The sequence below is a fragment of the Bradyrhizobium sp. 21 genome (assembly GCF_023073335.1).
GTDB lineage: Bacteria > Pseudomonadota > Alphaproteobacteria > Rhizobiales > Xanthobacteraceae > Bradyrhizobium.
In genome coordinates, this window is the sequence record NZ_JADPJG010000024.1 from 1 (window position 1) to 15636 (window position 15636).

Annotated in this window: 15 protein-coding genes and 1 tRNA gene; 7 read left to right on the forward strand and 9 right to left on the reverse strand. The window is 64.6% G+C overall.

What is annotated here, in order from left to right:
• Positions 1–377 precede the first annotated feature (377 nt).
• The 6 genes from IVB31_RS21075 to IVB31_RS21100 are packed head-to-tail and all read left to right on the forward strand — an operon-like array spanning position 378 to position 5465.
• Positions 378–1034, forward strand: a complete 657-nt coding sequence (locus IVB31_RS21075; protein ID WP_247326566.1) for a c-type cytochrome — start codon at positions 378–380, stop codon at positions 1032–1034.
• 11 nt (positions 1035–1045) lie between these two features.
• Positions 1046–2296, forward strand: a complete 1251-nt coding sequence (locus tag IVB31_RS21080) for a cytochrome c (RefSeq protein WP_247326569.1) — start codon at positions 1046–1048, stop codon at positions 2294–2296.
• A gap of 8 nt (positions 2297–2304) precedes the next feature.
• On the forward strand, positions 2305–2481 hold the full coding sequence (locus tag IVB31_RS21085) for a hypothetical protein (RefSeq protein ID WP_247326498.1): 177 nt from the start codon (positions 2305–2307) through the stop codon (positions 2479–2481).
• Entirely contained in the window at positions 2478–3041 is a 564-nt protein-coding gene (locus tag IVB31_RS21090; RefSeq protein ID WP_247326501.1) for a cytochrome C oxidase subunit II, read from the forward strand. The genes IVB31_RS21085 and IVB31_RS21090 overlap by 4 nt, the downstream gene beginning before the upstream one ends.
• Positions 3028–4650 carry a b(o/a)3-type cytochrome-c oxidase subunit 1 gene (locus IVB31_RS21095; protein ID WP_247326503.1) on the forward strand — a complete coding sequence of 541 codons (1623 nt, stop codon included), beginning with the start codon at positions 3028–3030 and terminating at the stop codon, positions 4648–4650. Before IVB31_RS21090 ends, IVB31_RS21095 begins: the two co-directional genes overlap by 14 nt.
• On the forward strand, positions 4650–5465 hold the full coding sequence (locus IVB31_RS21100; RefSeq protein WP_247326507.1) for a c-type cytochrome: 816 nt from the start codon (positions 4650–4652) through the stop codon (positions 5463–5465). Before IVB31_RS21095 ends, IVB31_RS21100 begins: the two co-directional genes overlap by 1 nt.
• A 149-nt stretch (positions 5466–5614) precedes the next feature.
• Here the strand turns inward: IVB31_RS21100 and IVB31_RS21105 are convergent, their stop codons facing one another.
• Both IVB31_RS21105 and lipA read right to left on the reverse strand, forming a co-directional pair.
• On the reverse strand, positions 5615–6097 hold the full coding sequence (locus tag IVB31_RS21105; RefSeq protein WP_247326518.1) for an SRPBCC family protein: 483 nt from the start codon (positions 6095–6097) through the stop codon (positions 5615–5617).
• A gap of 6 nt (positions 6098–6103) precedes the next feature.
• Entirely contained in the window at positions 6104–7060 is a 957-nt protein-coding gene (gene lipA, locus IVB31_RS21110) for a lipoyl synthase (RefSeq protein ID WP_247326536.1), read from the reverse strand.
• Positions 7061–7190: 130 nt separating this feature from the next.
• Here lipA and IVB31_RS21115 point away from each other — a divergent pair, with 130 nt between their 5' ends.
• Complete coding sequence (locus tag IVB31_RS21115) at positions 7191–7793, forward strand: DNA-3-methyladenine glycosylase (protein WP_247326540.1); 603 nt, start codon at positions 7191–7193, stop codon at positions 7791–7793.
• 2 nt (positions 7794–7795) lie between these two features.
• Here the strand turns inward: IVB31_RS21115 and IVB31_RS21120 are convergent, their stop codons facing one another.
• The 7 genes from IVB31_RS21120 to IVB31_RS21150 form a co-directional block, all read right to left on the reverse strand.
• Complete coding sequence (locus IVB31_RS21120) at positions 7796–10672, reverse strand: valine--tRNA ligase (protein WP_247326551.1); 2877 nt, start codon at positions 10670–10672, stop codon at positions 7796–7798.
• A 139-nt stretch (positions 10673–10811) separates the two neighbouring features.
• Entirely contained in the window at positions 10812–11597 is a 786-nt protein-coding gene (locus IVB31_RS21125) for a DUF2497 domain-containing protein (protein ID WP_247326554.1), read from the reverse strand.
• A gap of 306 nt (positions 11598–11903) precedes the next feature.
• Entirely contained in the window at positions 11904–13295 is a 1392-nt protein-coding gene (locus tag IVB31_RS21130) for a TolC family outer membrane protein (protein WP_247326557.1), read from the reverse strand.
• A gap of 215 nt (positions 13296–13510) precedes the next feature.
• The gene (locus tag IVB31_RS21135) at positions 13511–14173 is read right to left on the reverse strand and encodes a protein-L-isoaspartate O-methyltransferase (protein ID WP_247326559.1); all 663 of its coding nucleotides are present in this window, start codon (positions 14171–14173) and stop codon (positions 13511–13513) included.
• Positions 14174–14308: 135 nt separating this feature from the next.
• Entirely contained in the window at positions 14309–14488 is a 180-nt protein-coding gene (locus IVB31_RS21140) for a hypothetical protein (RefSeq protein WP_247326561.1), read from the reverse strand.
• Between the two features lie 209 nt (positions 14489–14697).
• A tRNA-Asn gene (locus tag IVB31_RS21145) sits at positions 14698–14772 on the reverse strand.
• Positions 14773–14904: 132 nt separating this feature from the next.
• Entirely contained in the window at positions 14905–15273 is a 369-nt protein-coding gene (locus tag IVB31_RS21150; protein ID WP_247326563.1) for a hypothetical protein, read from the reverse strand.
• Positions 15274–15636: the final 363 nt, after the last annotated feature.

Here is a 15636-nt window from a genome sequence, read left to right on the forward strand (position 1 = left end):
GTGGACCGTGGGTGCCCGGCCGGCATCCGGTCTTCCCTGCGCCCTCTGACAATGAGGGTGTACGAGGCGATGCAAAGCTCGGGCGAGATGCGTCGCGAGACTGCAAGCCTGTGTTTGCTTTTCAAGAAAGCACGCCAATCTTGTCGAAATCGATCTTTATGCGCGACGCATAGACGCGACCAAACGTCGTCCTTTCCTTCCCGTCTTGCGCGCGACTATACTGGCGCAACAATGCCTCTGTACGTTGAGGCCAGGAATCGATCCGGTCCTGCTTTCTGGAGGCGACGAAAGTGTTCGCTCGCGACACTGCTCTGGCCATCGCCATTGCCGCCTTGGCCGTCATTGCAACCTTGGTCGGTATTGCAACCTTCGTTGGCATGAATGGTGCGGCCGCACAAACGGCCAGCCAGCCGCCCGATACCATGGCGGCGCGGGTGGAAGCCTGCACACCCTGTCACGGCAACAAGGGCGAAGGCACCAGCGACGTCTATTTCCCGCGTCTCGCCGGCAAGCCGGCCGGCTATCTCTACAACCAGCTGCTCGCCTTCCGCAGCGGCCGGCGCAAATACCCGCCGATGAACTATCTGCTGGAATTCCTGCCGGATCCGTATCTGGAGGCGATGGCGGACTATTTTGCCAGCGAGCACCCGCCTCTGCCGCAGCCTTCGCCGAGCGAGGTCAGCAAAGACGTCCTTGCGCAGGGAGAGGCGCTCGCCACCAGCGGCGACGCCGGTCGCGGCATTCCCGCCTGCGTGAGCTGCCACGGCCCGGGACTGACCGGCATGCAGCCGGGAATCCCCGGCCTGCTGGGTCTGCGCGCCAATTACATCAGCGCCCAGCTCGGCGGCTGGCGTTACGGCACCCGCACGGCTAAATCGCCCGACTGCATGCAGCTCGTCGCCGGGCACCTGACCGAGGCCGACGTCACCGCCGTCGCCGCCTGGCTTGCGACGCGGCCCGCCCCCGCCAGCCCGGCCCCCGTGCCGAAAGGCACCTACGCGCTGCCCTTCGGCTGCGGTAGCCAGCCCAACTGACGAGGCGGATGATGGGTTCGAAACTGGCGATCACGCTCCTTGCCCTCGCCGCGCTGACCACGGCTGCGCAAGCGCAGGACAAGAGCCAAGACAAGGCCAATGACGTCGTCACGCGCGGCGAATACCTCGCCCGCGCCGGCGACTGCACCGCCTGCCACACCGCCTCGGAGGGCCGCCTGTTCGCCGGCGGCCGTCCCATGCCGACGCCGTTCGGAACGATCTACACCTCCAACATCACGCCGGATCCCGAGACCGGCATCGGCAAATGGAGCGCGGACGATTTCTACAGGACCATGCACAACGGCCGCTTCCCGGACGGCGGGCTGATCTATCCGGCAATGCCGTTCGCCTCCTACACGAAGGTCACGCGTGCCGACAGCGACGCGATCTTCGCCTATCTGCGCTCGATCGCGCCGGTGAACCAGAAGAACAAGCCGCACGAGCTGCGCTTCCCTTACGACAACCGCCAGCTCATCCTCGGCTGGCGCACGCTGTACTTCCGCGAGGGCGAGTTCAAGCCCGACACGACCAAGTCGGTGGAATGGAATCGCGGCGCCTATCTGGTCGAGGGTCTCGGTCATTGCGGCATGTGTCATTCGCCGATCAATGCGCTCGGCGGCACCTCGCAAGCGGACACCTTCAAGGGCGGCTTGATCCCGATGCAGAACTGGTACGCACCGTCTCTCACCAACAACCGTGAGGCGGGGCTCGGCGACTGGAGCATCAAGGACATCACCGACCTGCTCCAGACCGGTGTCTCCATGCGTGGCGTGGTCTACGGCCCGATGGCCGAGGTCGTCCACAACAGCCTGCAATATCTCAACGACGAGGACACCAGGGCAATGGCCGTGTACCTCAAGGGCATCGCGGAGCCCTCACCTCCGCCGGCCGCGAGCTCGGCACTGCCGACCACCGAGAGCAGCCTGCTGATCAGCCTCGGCAAGACCGTCTACGACAAGAACTGCGCGAGCTGTCATGGCCCGCAGGGCGAAGGCAAGCCGCCGCACTGGCCGCCGCTCGCCAACAACCAGTCGATCGAGATGCAGTCGGCGGTCAACCCGATCCGCATGGTGCTCAATGGCGGTTATCCGCCGGGCACCAAGGGCAACCCGACGCCCTACGGCATGCCGCCCTTCGCCGGCCTCCTGTCCGACAACGAGGTTGCCGCCGTCGTCTCCTATATCCGCACAGCCTGGGGCAATCGTGGCACGCCGGTCTCGGCGCGCGAGGCCAACGAGCTGCGCTCGGCACCGCTGAACTGAGGGCCGCCATGTTCAATTCCGATCCGCCGACCAGCCCAGCCGCCGCCGACCAGGCCGTCGAGGAAGTCGTGGCACAGGGATCATCGGGCGCGATCGTGATCGCCGGCATCGCCACGGCCTGCGTGGTCGCGATGTGGTTCGCCTTCTATCTGTTCGTCTTCCTGCCGCGCGGGTCGCTGCAATGAGCGCAGAGCAAACCCACAGCAGCGCCGAGGTCGCGGCCCGCGTCGAGCGGCGCTGGGGCACCATCGCCGTGATCATCGTGGTGATGATGGCGCTGCTGGCGGCGTTCGCCGGCATTCATCGCGCGACCATGCCGCAGCCGCGCGTCGAGACTACCGATCCGTCGCGACTGCATCTCTCAGGCGAGTTCGTCGAAAGCAATCTCGGCAGCGTGCTTGAGGCCAATGGCAATGTGACCGTGCGCGCGATCGGCCAACAATATTCCTTCACGCCGGCCTGCATCGTGGTGCCCGTGGATACGCCGATCACGCTGCGCGCCACCAGCGCCGATGTCGTCCACGGCATCCTGATCCAGGGCACCAACGTCAACACCATGCTGGTGCCGGGTTACATCTCCGAACAGCTCATGCGCTTCACCAAGGCCGGCGACTATCTGATGCCCTGCCAGGAGTTTTGCTCGTTCGGCCACGAGGGCATGTGGGGCAAGGTCAAGGTGATCGACAAGACGGAATTTGCTGATCGCGCGAAGAGCAGTGGGAGGCTGAGCTGTGTTGGTCAATAGGAAGCTCATCCTCGCGCATTTCTGGCTGGCCTTCGGCGTGTTCGGCATCGCGCTCACGCTCGGCGCCTGGCAGATGTTCATCCGCAGCCCGATCGGCACCTGGCTGTCCAATCCCGAGCTCTATTACCGCTCGCTGACCGCGCACGGCACGGTGATGGGCTATGTCTTCCCGACCCTGGTCGCGATGGGCTTTGGCTATGCCATCAGCGAGTCCGCGCTGGAGCAGCGTCTGGTGGGCGTGCGCTGGGCCTGGGCCGGGTTCTGGCTGATCGTCGCCGGCAGCGTCATGGCGGTGATCCCGATCGCGCTGGGGCGCGCCTCGGTGCTCTACACGTTCTATCCGCCGCTGATCGGCAACGTTTTCTACTACCTCGGCGTCGTGCTGGTCGTGGTCGGCTCCTGGGTCTGGGTCGCGCTGATGTCGGTCAATCTGCGCGTCTGGCGAAAGGCCCATCCCGGCGCGCCGGTGCCGCTGGCGATGTTCGCCAATGTCGCGGGCTCCTATCTGTGGGCCTGGACAGCGGTCGGCGCGGCGCTCGAGCTGTTGCTCCAGATCATTCCCGTCGCGGCCGGGCTGAAGGCCACGATCGACGCGGGCCTCGCCCGCATATTCTTCTCCTGGACGTTGCACGCCATCGTCTATTTCTGGCTGATGCCGACCTACATCGCCTATTACACCATCGTGCCGCGCGCGATCGGCGGCCGGGTCTATTCCGACAGCATGGCGCGGATCTCCTTCATCCTGTTCCTGGTGGTGGCGATGCCGATCGGCATGCATCACACCTTTGCCGATCCGCAGGTCGGTGCCGGCTTCAAGTTCATCCATTCGGCCTTCACTGCGCTGGTCGCGCTGCCGACGCTGCTGACCGTATTCACGATCTGCGCCTCCGTCGAGATCGCCGCGCGCCTGCGTGGCGGCCGCGGGATGTTCGGCTGGACCAGGGCCCTGCCCTGGGACAACCCGATGATGCTGGCGCTCGCGTTTTCGTTCGTCATGCTGGGCTTCGGTGGCGCCGGCGGGCTCATCAACATGAGCTACCAGCTCGACGCCTCCATTCACAACACGCAGTGGATCACCGGCCATTTCCACCTGATTTTTGGCGGCGCCATCGTCATCATGTATTTTGTGATCGCCTATGATCTGTGGCCGCATCTGACGGGGCGGGAGCTGATTGATATCCGCCTGATCCGCACCCAGCTCTGGCTGTGGTTCATCGGCATGATCGTCACCACCTTTCCCTGGCATTGGGTCGGTATTCTGGGCATGCCGCGCCGCATGGCCTATTTCGACTTCGCCGATCCCGCGATCGCGCCGCAGGCGCTCTCGGTCACCCTCTCTGCAATCGGCGGCTTCATCCTGCTGGCGTCGGGCATCATGTTCATCGTCATCCTGGCGCGCGGCATGCGTGCGCCTCAGGTTGACGCGGGTCCGTATCGCTTCGCGATTGCCGTGCACCAGCCTGCAACGGTGCCGGTCGCGCTCAACACGCATGCGCTGTGGGTGGCGCTGATGATCGCGCTGACGCTAACCAATTACGGCTATCCGATCCTTAATCTGGCGCTGAGTGAAGGCACCTCGGTGCCGGCCGTCTATGTGGGAGCGCAGTGATGAGCACGCGCGACCTGTTCACGTTCAGCAACAGGCATTTCACCGTCGGCGTCGGCATCACCGCAGCGATCCTGGTCGTGACGGCGATTGCCGGTTTCGTCGTGCTGCCCTTCGCGCAGCCCTGGGTCCAGTTCGCCAACGTCTGGGACGCGATCTGCAGCGCCGCCGGCGTCCCACAGCGCGCGGCGAGTGTCACCGCGCCCGAGCAGACCAAGCGGTTGTCGGAAGTCGTGCTGACCTCCCGCACCCTGTCGCGTCCGAGCCAGGAGGCGATCGGCCGCGGCGCAACACTGGCGCAGCGCTGCGCGATCTGCCACGGCCCGACCGGGATCAGCCGCGCGGATTCGCCGAACCTCGCCGGCCAGTATGCGGCCGTGATCTACAAGGAGCTGCACGATTTCCGCTCGGGCGCGCGCACCAATGCCGTGATGTCGCCATTCGCCGTCAATCTGACGGACCAGGAGATTGCCGATCTCTCGAACTACTACGCCTATCTGCCGCGGCTGCCGGCCTATCATCCGACGCCGCTTCTGCCCAAGCCCAACATCGTCATCTACGGCGCTCCGATGCGCGGGATCGCACCCTGCGGCGCCTGTCATGGCAGCCTCGACAACAAGACCGGCAGCCCATGGCTGGAGGGACAGTCCGAGGTTTATCTGAAGGCGCAGCTTCAGGCCTTTGCATCCGGCGAGCGCCGCAACGACATCAGCCAGCAGATGCGCAACATCGGGCGTGCGATGACGCCGCAGGAGATCGAGGCCGCCGCGGCGTACTACGCCTCGCAGCCGCCGGACGTGGTGAAGGCGGTGGATTGAAGTAAGAGGCTCGTGCCCCGGACGCAGCGCAGCGCTCCTTCAGCGGTGCGCTGCAGAGCCGAGGCCCATCCTAGCGGCACTCTGGGTCCCGGCTCTGCGGAGCAGCGCTGCGCGCTGCACCGCGTCCGGGACAAAAGAGTTGCGACAAGCTACGACGACGCCAACTTCCGCCGTCCGTAGATCGCGTCCGCGCGCTTTTCGAACGCAATGGAGAACCGCGCGAAAGCGGCGTCGAACATCGAGCCCATCAGCAGCGCCAGCATGCGGCTCCTGAACTCATAGGCGAGGAAGAAGCCGACGTCGCAGACATCATTGCCATCCTGTTGGCTTTTGGGCTCGAACGTCCAACGGTTTTCCAGATTGCTGAAGGGACCTTGCAGATATTCGACCAGGATCTTCAGATTGGCGCGGTCGAGCGTCACGCGGCTGGTGAAGGTTTCCTTGACCAGCTTGAACGACACCGTCATGTCCGCGACCAGCACCTCGGTGCCGTCGGGTTTCGCCAGGCGCTGACGGACCTTCAGCGCGCTGCACAGCGGCACGAATTCCGGGTAGCGCTCGACGTCGGCGACCAGATCAAACATCTCGGATGCGCTGTGATCGACACGGCGCTTGCTCGAAAATTTGGGCATGGCGGTTCAGCGGGCCGTCGCGGCCCGCGCGGCCTTCAGTCTCGCAAAGTCCTCGCCGGCATGGTGCGAGGAACGGGTGAGCGGGCTCGCCGACACCATCAGGAAGCCCTTGGTGTAGGCGACCTTCTCATAGGACGAAAACTCATCCGGCGGCACGTAGCGCATCACGGCGTGATGCTTGCGGGTTGGCTGGAGATATTGCCCGATGGTCAGGAAATCGACGTCGGCGGAGCGCAGATCGTCCATCACCTGCTGCACCTCGTGGCGCTCCTCGCCGAGGCCGACCATGATGCCGGATTTGGTGAAGATCGTGGGATCGAGTTCCTTGACCCGCTGCAACAGCCGGATCGAATGGAAATAGCGTGCGCCCGGCCGCACCGTCAGATAGCACGACGGCACGGTCTCGAGATTGTGGTTGAACACGTCGGGCTTCGCCGCGACGACGACTTCCAGCGCTCCCTCCTTGCGCAGGAAGTCGGGCGTCAGGATCTCGATCGTGGTCGAGGGGCATGCGGCGCGGATCGCGCGGATGGTCTGGGCGAAATGCGCGGCGCCGCCATCGGTGAGATCGTCGCGGTCGACGGACGTGATGACCACGTGCGCCAGTCCAAGCTTGGCCACGGCCTCGGCGACATTCTGCGGCTCAGCCGCGTCGAGCGCGTTCGGCATGCCGGTCTTGACGTTGCAGAACGCGCAGGCGCGGGTGCAGGTGTCACCCATGATCATGAAGGTCGCGTGCTTCTTGTCCCAGCACTCCCCGATATTCGGGCAGCCCGCCTCCTCGCACACCGTGTGCAGGCCGTTGGCGCGCACGATGTTGCGGGTGTCCGCATAGCCGCGGGTGTTGGGCGCACGCACGCGGATCCAGTCCGGCTTCGGCGGCGAAGCGGAATCGGGGCGGTTCACCTTTTCGGGGTGACGCGGGCGCAGCGGGTTCGAGATGGTGTCGACAATAACGACCATGGGGTGTCCGGTCTGTTCGGGTTCTACCTAATCGGTCTCGCCACGCATCGCAACCCGGCTCGCCCTGCTTCAGGGAACATGGCAGATATGGGCAATATCCTGCTCTGTTCTCAGGCGATTCTCACCTCGAATGGCTCCAGTCTCGAAAGCTTCCACGCCACGGCTCGGCAAGCCCCTGAAGCGTGCCTTTTTTGCGCGCAGCGTCCGCGAGGTCGCACACGATCTAGTTGGTGCGACCATGCTGGTCGACGGCGTCGGCGGCCTCATTGTCGAGGTCGAGGCCTATCATCATACCGAGCCGGCGGCGCACTCCTACAACGGCCCGACGCCGCGGAACCAGGTGATGTTCGGCCCGCCCGGCTTTGCCTATGTCTACCGCTCCTACGGCATCCACTGGTGCGTGAACTTCGTTTGCGAGGAGGAAGGCTCGGCCGCCGCCGTGCTGATCCGCGCGCTGGAGCCGACGCATGGGATCGCGACGATGCGCCGCCGGCGCCATGCGGCCGATGTGCATGCGCTGTGCTCGGGACCGGGCAAATTGACCGAGGCGCTCGGCATCACCATCGCCCACAACGCCTTGCCGCTGGACCGGCCGCCGATCGCGCTTCATGCGCGGACGGTCGACGTGGAGGTTGCGACTGGAATCCGGATCGGCATCACCAAGGCCGTCGAGCTGCCCTGGCGCTATGGCGTCAAAGGTTCGAAGTTCCTGAGCAAGCCGTTCCCGAAGTAGGCCTAAGACGCCTGCTTCAGCCGCTCCAGCGCCTCCAGCAGCTTGGCCTTGCGGGCGAGCGCGGCCTCGCGCTTTTCGCGCTCCTCCTCGACGACCTCTTCCGCCGCGTTGGCGACGAATTTCTCGTTGGCCAGCTTGGATTCGGCGCGCTTGATGTCGGCATCGGCTTTACCGATCTCCTTGTCGAGGCGCGTGCTTTCAGCAGCGACGTCGATCACGCCCTTCAGCGGCAACGCGGCCACCTCGCCGCGCACCAGGAGCTGGACTGCGCCGTCAGGCGCGCGGTCGGCGAAGGAGATGTCGGACAGCCGCGCCATGCGCTTGATGACGTCGCTCCAGCGCGGCGCGCGCTCCCTTGTCTCGGCCGAGGCGCCCGCGAGCACCAGCGCTGTCAGCGTTGCGGGCGCGATGTTCATCTCGGCGCGCACCGAACGAATCTGCGTGACGAGGTCGATCACCCAGCCGATCTCGGCCTCGGCCGCGGGATCGGTGAAGTCGGCATGGTCGAAGATCGGCAGCACCCAGGCCGGCGAGACGAGCGCGTCGGTCGGCCCCGTCGTCGCCGCGAGCATCGCAAGCTGCTCCGGCGTCGGCGCGGTCGGCTTCAGCGGCCACTCTGCCAGCGCGAGCAGACCGTCGCGCTTGGCCGTCACCTCCCACAGCTCCTCGGTGATGAAGGGCATGAAGGGGTGGAGCAGCTTCAGGATTTCGTCGCGCGCCCATGCGACCATCGCACGGGTCTCATCCTTGGCGGGGCTGTCGGGGCCGAGCAGCACGGGCTTTGCGAGCTCGACGTACCAGTCGCAATAGACGTTCCAGACGAAGCGGTAGATGCTGCCTGCGGCATCGTTGAAGCGATAGGCCTCGATCGCCTCGGTGACCTCGCGCGTGGTGTGCGCGCTCTCATGCGCGATCCAGCGGTTCAGTGTCTCCTTGACCTTCGCCGGCTCGAAACCCTCGGGCACGGCGCAATGATTCATCTCGGCGAAGCGCGAGGCATTCCAGAGCTTGGTCGCGAAATTGCGATAGCCTTCGACACGGCTGGTGGCGAGCTTGATGTCGCGCCCCTGCGCCGCCATCGCGGCCAACGTGAAGCGCAGCGCGTCCGCGCCATATTCGTCGATCAGGTTGAGCGGATCGATGACGTTGCCCTTCGACTTCGACATCTTGGCGCCCTTCTCGTCGCGAACGAGGGCGTGGATGTAGATCGTCGAGAACGGCACCTCCTTCATGAAGTGCAGGCCCATCATCATCATGCGGGCGACCCAGAAGAAAATGATGTCGAAGCCGGTCACCAGCGCGTTGGTCGGGTAGTAGCGCTGCACTTCGGGCGCGTCTTCGGGCCAGCCGAGGGTCGAGAACGGCCACAGCGCCGAGGAGAACCAGGTGTCGAGCACGTCCTCGTCGCGGGTGATGAAGCCCTCGCGCTTGTTGCGGTCGAGCGCCATCTCGCGGCCTTGCTCGACCGTGATGACCTCCTGCTCGACGTAATAGCCGAGCGCGTGGCTGACGGCCTCCTCCTCGGTCTCGGCGACGAACACCTTGCCGTCCGGCCCGTACCAGGCCGGGATTTGATGGCCCCACCAGAGCTGGCGCGAGATGCACCAGGGCTGGATGTTCTCCATCCACTCGAAGTACGTCTTTTCCCAATTCTTCGGCACGAAGGTGGTCTCGCCCGAACGCACCGCCGCCATCGCCGGTTTTGCGAGTGTCTTGGCGTCGACGTACCATTGGTCGGTCAGGTACGGCTCGATCACGGTGCCGGAGCGATCGCCATGCGGCACCATGTTGGTGTGCGGCTCGATCCGCTCGACGAAGCCGAACGAATCCAGCCGTTCGACGATGCGCTTGCGCGCAGCGAAGCGGTCGACCTTGTGAAACTCCTCGGCGAATTGCGAAGCGCCTTCCGGCAGATCGCGCAGATAATCCTCGTTGTCGAGGAGATCGAGGCAGCCTTCCTTGTCGAGCACGCTGATGCGGCGCAGGCCGTGTCGATTGCCGACTTCAAAATCGTTGAAGTCATGCGCCGGCGTCACCTTGACCGCGCCCGAGCCCTTCTCCGGATCGGAATAGTCATCGGCGACAATCTGCACCTTGCGGCCGACCAGCGGCAGGATGATGTGCTTGCCGACCAGCTTTTGATAGCGCTCGTCGTCGGGATGCACGGCCACGCCGGTGTCACCGAGCATGGTCTCCGGGCGCGTGGTGGCAACGACGATGAAGCTCGAGGGATCCTCGGGGTTGAAAATCTTGCCCTCGATCGGATAGCGCAGGTACCACAGGCTGCCCTTGACCTCGGTCTGCTGCACTTCGAGATCGGAGATCGCGGTGAGCAGCTTGGTGTCCCAATTCACCAGCCGCTTGTCCTTGTAGATCAGGCCGTCGCGGTGGAGTTCGACGAACACCTTGATGACGGCCTTGGACAGGCCCTCGTCCATGGTGAAGCGTTCGCGCGACCAGTCGCAGGACGCGCCGAGCCGCTTGAGCTGGTTGATGATGGTGTCGCCGCTCTCGGCCTTCCACTGCCAGACCCGTTCCAGAAACTTCTCGCGGCCCATCTCGCGGCGACTGGGTTGCTGGCGCTCCACCAGCTGCCGCTCGACCACCATCTGGGTGGCGATGCCGGCATGGTCGGTGCCGGGCTGCCACAGCACGTCACGGCCGCGCATGCGCTCGAAGCGGCACAGGATGTCCTGGAGCGTGTTGTTGAGGGCGTGGCCCATGTGCAGCGAGCCCGTCACGTTCGGCGGCGGGATCACGATGGTAAAAGGCACAGCGTCGCGGCGGTCGGGGCGGCCTGCCTTGAAGGCAAGGCTGTCCTCCCACACCACGGACATGCGGGCTTCGATATCGGCGGGCTGGTAATTTTTCTCGATCATGGGGGTGCTAGAAAGCCGCGTGCGGGGTCCAAGTCAACGGAAAGGTCAGCGGAAAGCCAGCGGCAACAGGGCTTTCCGGTCCGGTCGGGGGCCGAATATGACGCACAAGCGGGGCTTTATGAGGGCTCTACGGCCGTCCTCATCTGCCGCCGCGTGAGACCCGCTCGATTTCGGCCTTCACGATGCGTTCTACGAGGCCCGGCAAATTGTCATCGAGCCAGGACTTCAGCATCGGACGCAGCATCTCCTTGACCAGATCCTCCAGCGTCCGCGCATTGCTGCTGAGCACCGTATGGGCCAGGGAATTGAAGGCGGATTCGACCGCCGAGACCGTCGATTGGGCCAGGATCGGCTGTTGGGGCGGCAGTGGCGGCGCATCGAAGTCCACGGGCGCATAGGATGCCGGCGGCGGCGGCGGCGTCGGGCGCGGCGGCGGCGATTCGGCGAATTCGAGATCGTCGCGCGGTTCGACCTTGCGGAAGTTCGGCGGCGGTGGCGGCGGCGTCGGCTCCATCGCGATCGCCATCTCGTCGGTCAATTCCAGCACGTCGGGCTCAGGTTCGGGCTCCGGCTCGGGAGCGCGCGTTTCCGGCGCAGGCGTGGCCGTGTCGAGCCCCGCCAGCAGCGCGTCGATATCGTCCTGATTGTTGGATGCATCCGCTGCAGCTGCGGGTGGCGGCGGCGGTGCAGGCTTTGCGGCGGGAGGCGGTGCAGGCTTCTCGCTGGCTGGTTTGGCCGGCGCGACCTTGGATGGCGGGACGTCGTTGATCGCCTGCGGCTTCGGCGGCGCGGCGGGGGCCGCAGCTCTCTCGGGCTTGGCGGCCTCCGCCTGCGGCGGCTTGGCCTCGTCGTCGGCAATGATGCGCCGGATCGAGGCCAGAATCTCCTCCATCGAGGGTTCTGTGACCTTTGCAGGCTGCGTCATCTCCGACTCCACATCCTCAACGCCCTCGCATGCGTTGTTTTACACCAAGCACGACAGGATTGGCCGGTTCCGGATGGGCAGCCCCGACATTTTCGTCGCGACAGCCCGACTTGTCCCCAGATCACGGCTCAACGTACAGCGGTGCGCCCCTGCCCTCGGCACTCATGCTTTACGCACACGGCATCAGGTGCGGGGCGAATCGACCCGCATCTTCTTGATAAGGCTATGTCAGGGATTTTGACGATTGCAAGCAAAGCACCGGTCGACCTCGGCTGTTTGCGAGGCCGACCGGATGACTACGGGACTTTAGCGCCCGTCGGGCGTGCGCACGCCGGCCCAGCTGTCGCGGACTTGTTGGTAGTGCACGCTGGGATCGTAGACCGTGGTCGCAAGGCCGAGCACCTGAGGCGCGAGACGACCGACCGCGTTGAGCACCGAATAGGACGCCACCACGCGGTCATGCTGGGCGGTGACGAGCGCAACGCGCGCGTTCACCAGGGCCTGCTGCGCGTTGAGGACGTCCAGCGTGGTGCGCTGACCGGCCTTGGCCTCTTCGCGCACGCCGTTCAGCGCGATCTCGGACGCCGTGACCTGCGCCTGTGCGGACTGCACCTGCGCCTTGCCCGCTTCCAACTGTCCCCAGGCCTGCACGACGTTGGCGCGGGTCTGGTCGCGGGTGGTTTCGAGATTCAGGCGCTGCTGCGCCAGGTTCTCTTTCGATTGGCGGATCAGCGCATATTCTGCGCCGCCCTGATAGATCGGCACGGAGGCCGTCGCAATCGCGGACGCGGTATTCGTTCGGAAGACATTCAGGGTCTGCTGGTAGGACGTACTGACAGCAGCCTGGACCGTGACCGTCGGCAGCAGCGCGCCTTCGTTGATCTTGACCTGCAGATAATTGACGTCGATGCCGTACATCGAAGCCGTGACATTGGGGTTTTCCACCAGGCTGAGACTGACCGCGGAGGCGATGCTCGCGGGCAGGAAGCGATCGACCGGCGAGCCCGGGGCAAGGTTCGAGGGCTCGTTGCCGATGATCCGGCGGAAGTTCGCGCGCGTCGTCGTGAGATTCGATTCGGCGGTCAGGGCCTGGGTCCTGCCGGCAGCGAGCTGCGCTTCGGATTGCGCCACGTCCGTGCGCGTGACCTCGCCGACATTGAAGCGATCGCGCGTTTGCTTGAGCGTCTGTTCGAGCACGCGCACGTTGCTGCGCTGAACTTCGAGAGTTGCCGAATCCCGCAGGTAGTCCATGTAGCTCGTGGCGGCCTGCAGCAGGACCGTCTGCTCGAGCACACGCAACGCCTCTCGGGACCCCGAGACCTGGCTCTCGGCCGCACGTGTCCTGTTGGCGGTCTGATTGCCGTTGTAGAGCGTCTGGTTGACGGTCAGGCTGGCGCTGTTGGGCTGCAACGGGTCGGGGTTGTGGAGCGACGCGCCCTTCTGCACCGCCTGGATATCCTGATATTGATACCCGGTGCCGAGGGTCACATTGACCTTGGGGCGGTAGCCCGACAGCGCCTGCGGCACGTTCTCGTCGGTCGAGCGCGCCTGGGCGCGCTGCGCGTTGAGCTGCGGATTGTTCTGATAGGCGCGCACCAGCGCAGCCTCGATCGTATCCGCCAAGGCAGGCGTCGGCCCGGCAAGTGCCAGCAACAGGACCGAAGCCGCTGCTCCGGTGAAGAGCTTCACCCCATGCATCCAAAAATTCCGTTCATTCTAACGCCACGCTCGTGCCCGCGAGCCTGGTTACCGTATCCGAGTGGAGTCGTTGCCCCGCCGCAACATAGGACGCGGTCAAGCGCGACGGAACCACCTGAGGGCGGTTCTCAGTGGAAACTCTTTACGTGCAGCATCCCGGCCACACTTCTGATTCAGAACGGGATTTTAACAGGCGAAAGCCGTCAATCGGGCCGTCAGAAGACGAAGGCGGCGGCGCGTTCCAGCCCGGGAAGGACCGGGGCTGCAGCATCGAACAGCGCCCGATGGCCGAATTCGCCGTGGGTATGGGTCACGATCATGGCTCGCGGCGGTCTGGATTCGGCCGAGACCCCCACCAGGCGCCCGCCCTCCTTGAGCTGCCCGAGCAGCCCTGCCGGCGTCATCTCGGTGGCGCCGTTGAGGACGATCACATCATAGGGAGCACCAGCGGCATCACCCTCGCTGCAGGCGGCGGCCTTGCAGGCAACGTTGGCAAGCCCGAGGGCGGCGAATGCGTCCCTGGCCTTCGCGGCCAAGGCCGAATCGCATTCCGTCGCGGTGACCTGGCGGGCAAGCTTGGCCGTCAGCGCGGCGAGATAGCCCGTGGCGCAGCCAACGACCAGCACATTGTCGCCCTCGCCGATCTCGGCAGCCTGGAGCAGCTTGCCGGTCAGCTGCGGCTTGATCAGAAAGCGCTTGGCGCCGCCCTCGCTGACGTCGAGGTCGAGATCGAGATAAGCCAACGCCTGCCGGCTGGCCGGCACGAAGGCCTCGCGCGGAACCATGAGCATGGCGTCGAGAACACGACGGTCGGTGACGTCACTGGTGCGCACCTGGCCATCGACCATTTTTAGGCGCGCGGTCGAAAAACCGGACATTTGCGGACCCTGCAAGGCGGACGATGCCGCGGACGAAAGTTGCGGCATCTTTGGAACATGCCCGGCGAAAACGCAACATGGCCGTTGGCCCCGGCGATCCGAGGCCTTCGCAACTCTCTGCGTCGAGGGCGAGGCTTATTCGATCGTGACCGCGAGGCGGCTGATCAGTGCGGCGACTTCATCCAGCCGTGCCGAATCGTGTGTCTCGACCGCACGCGCCAGACAGGCGAGGCACTCATCGTCGCTGAGTTCGGGAATGTCGGCCGGCAGAATCGAGGGGGCCATTTCGGAACGGTCGACCTGGATGTCTGGCATGGGAATCAGCTCCGTAAAGATCCGGCACGGCGAAGCTCGATTGGAAATGAGTCGATTTGGTGCCGCCCTCGTGGCGTGTCGATGCCATCGCACACATCTGATTGAACGTGATTCCACGCGGAGATCGAGGAGCAATGTTCAGAGGTGACCGCAACGGGATCGCGCATCACGCAAAGATGTGAGTGCAACTCATTGAATTTGCTCTGAAATGGCTCCCCGGGCAGGATTCGAACCTGCGACCATCCGATTAACAGTCGGATGCTCTACCGCTGAGCTACCGAGGAAAAGGGCGAACCCGTCGTTCGCGCGCGGCTGCGTATAACAAAGCCGCTTGCGCTTGCAAAGGACGAATTCGCCATCTTGCACATTGCGGCGAGGAAGGGCGAGGCCCCTCCTCTGGACCATGTCAGGTCAGGTTACTCGGCGACGAACGAGGTGGTCTTGGTACCGGAATCGTAGCGCAGCCGAAGCGCGGTGAACTTGCAGAGGTTGACGTTCTTCCAGAGCACGGTCTCGTCATAGTTCTGCCAGTCGACGCGGATGTTCCAGACGCAGCCCTCGTCGTCATCCTCGAACTCGACATAGGTGCTCGCCTGGTTCTGCAAAACCTTGTCGAGCTCGTTGTCCCATTCGTCCATGCCATCGTCCGGGGCGTTGAAGCCCAGGAATTTGATGGCATAGCCGGTCTCGTTGACGACGGTGACGTTGCGGGCGTCGGCCGCGACCGACGGCGCGGCGGCGATCGAAAGGCCGATCGCGAACAGTGCAGACAGAAAATACTTCATGTGAAATTCCCCCGATCGAAAGAGGCTCCGGCGCCTGACGTCGATCGGCGCAGGCGCCGCGGCAACAAATAGCGTTGCCTTGAAGGATTCGTCCGGAGCACGATCGAAAGGTTCAACACGCGATCGATCCGCGCAACGAGCCCGTTCTTATCGATTCGAATTCTCCGCAGCAATGAACCGGCATTCATAGATCGGCGGTGTTGTCGTCTCCGGCGCTGGCGCTTTTGCGAATGGCATCTCAACTCGCAGACACACCTTCACACCCTCGCGGCTTTTCTCGCCCGAGCTTTGCATAGTCTCGTACACCCTCATTGTCAGAGGGCGCAGGGAAGACCGGATGCCGGCCGGGCACCCACGGTCCAC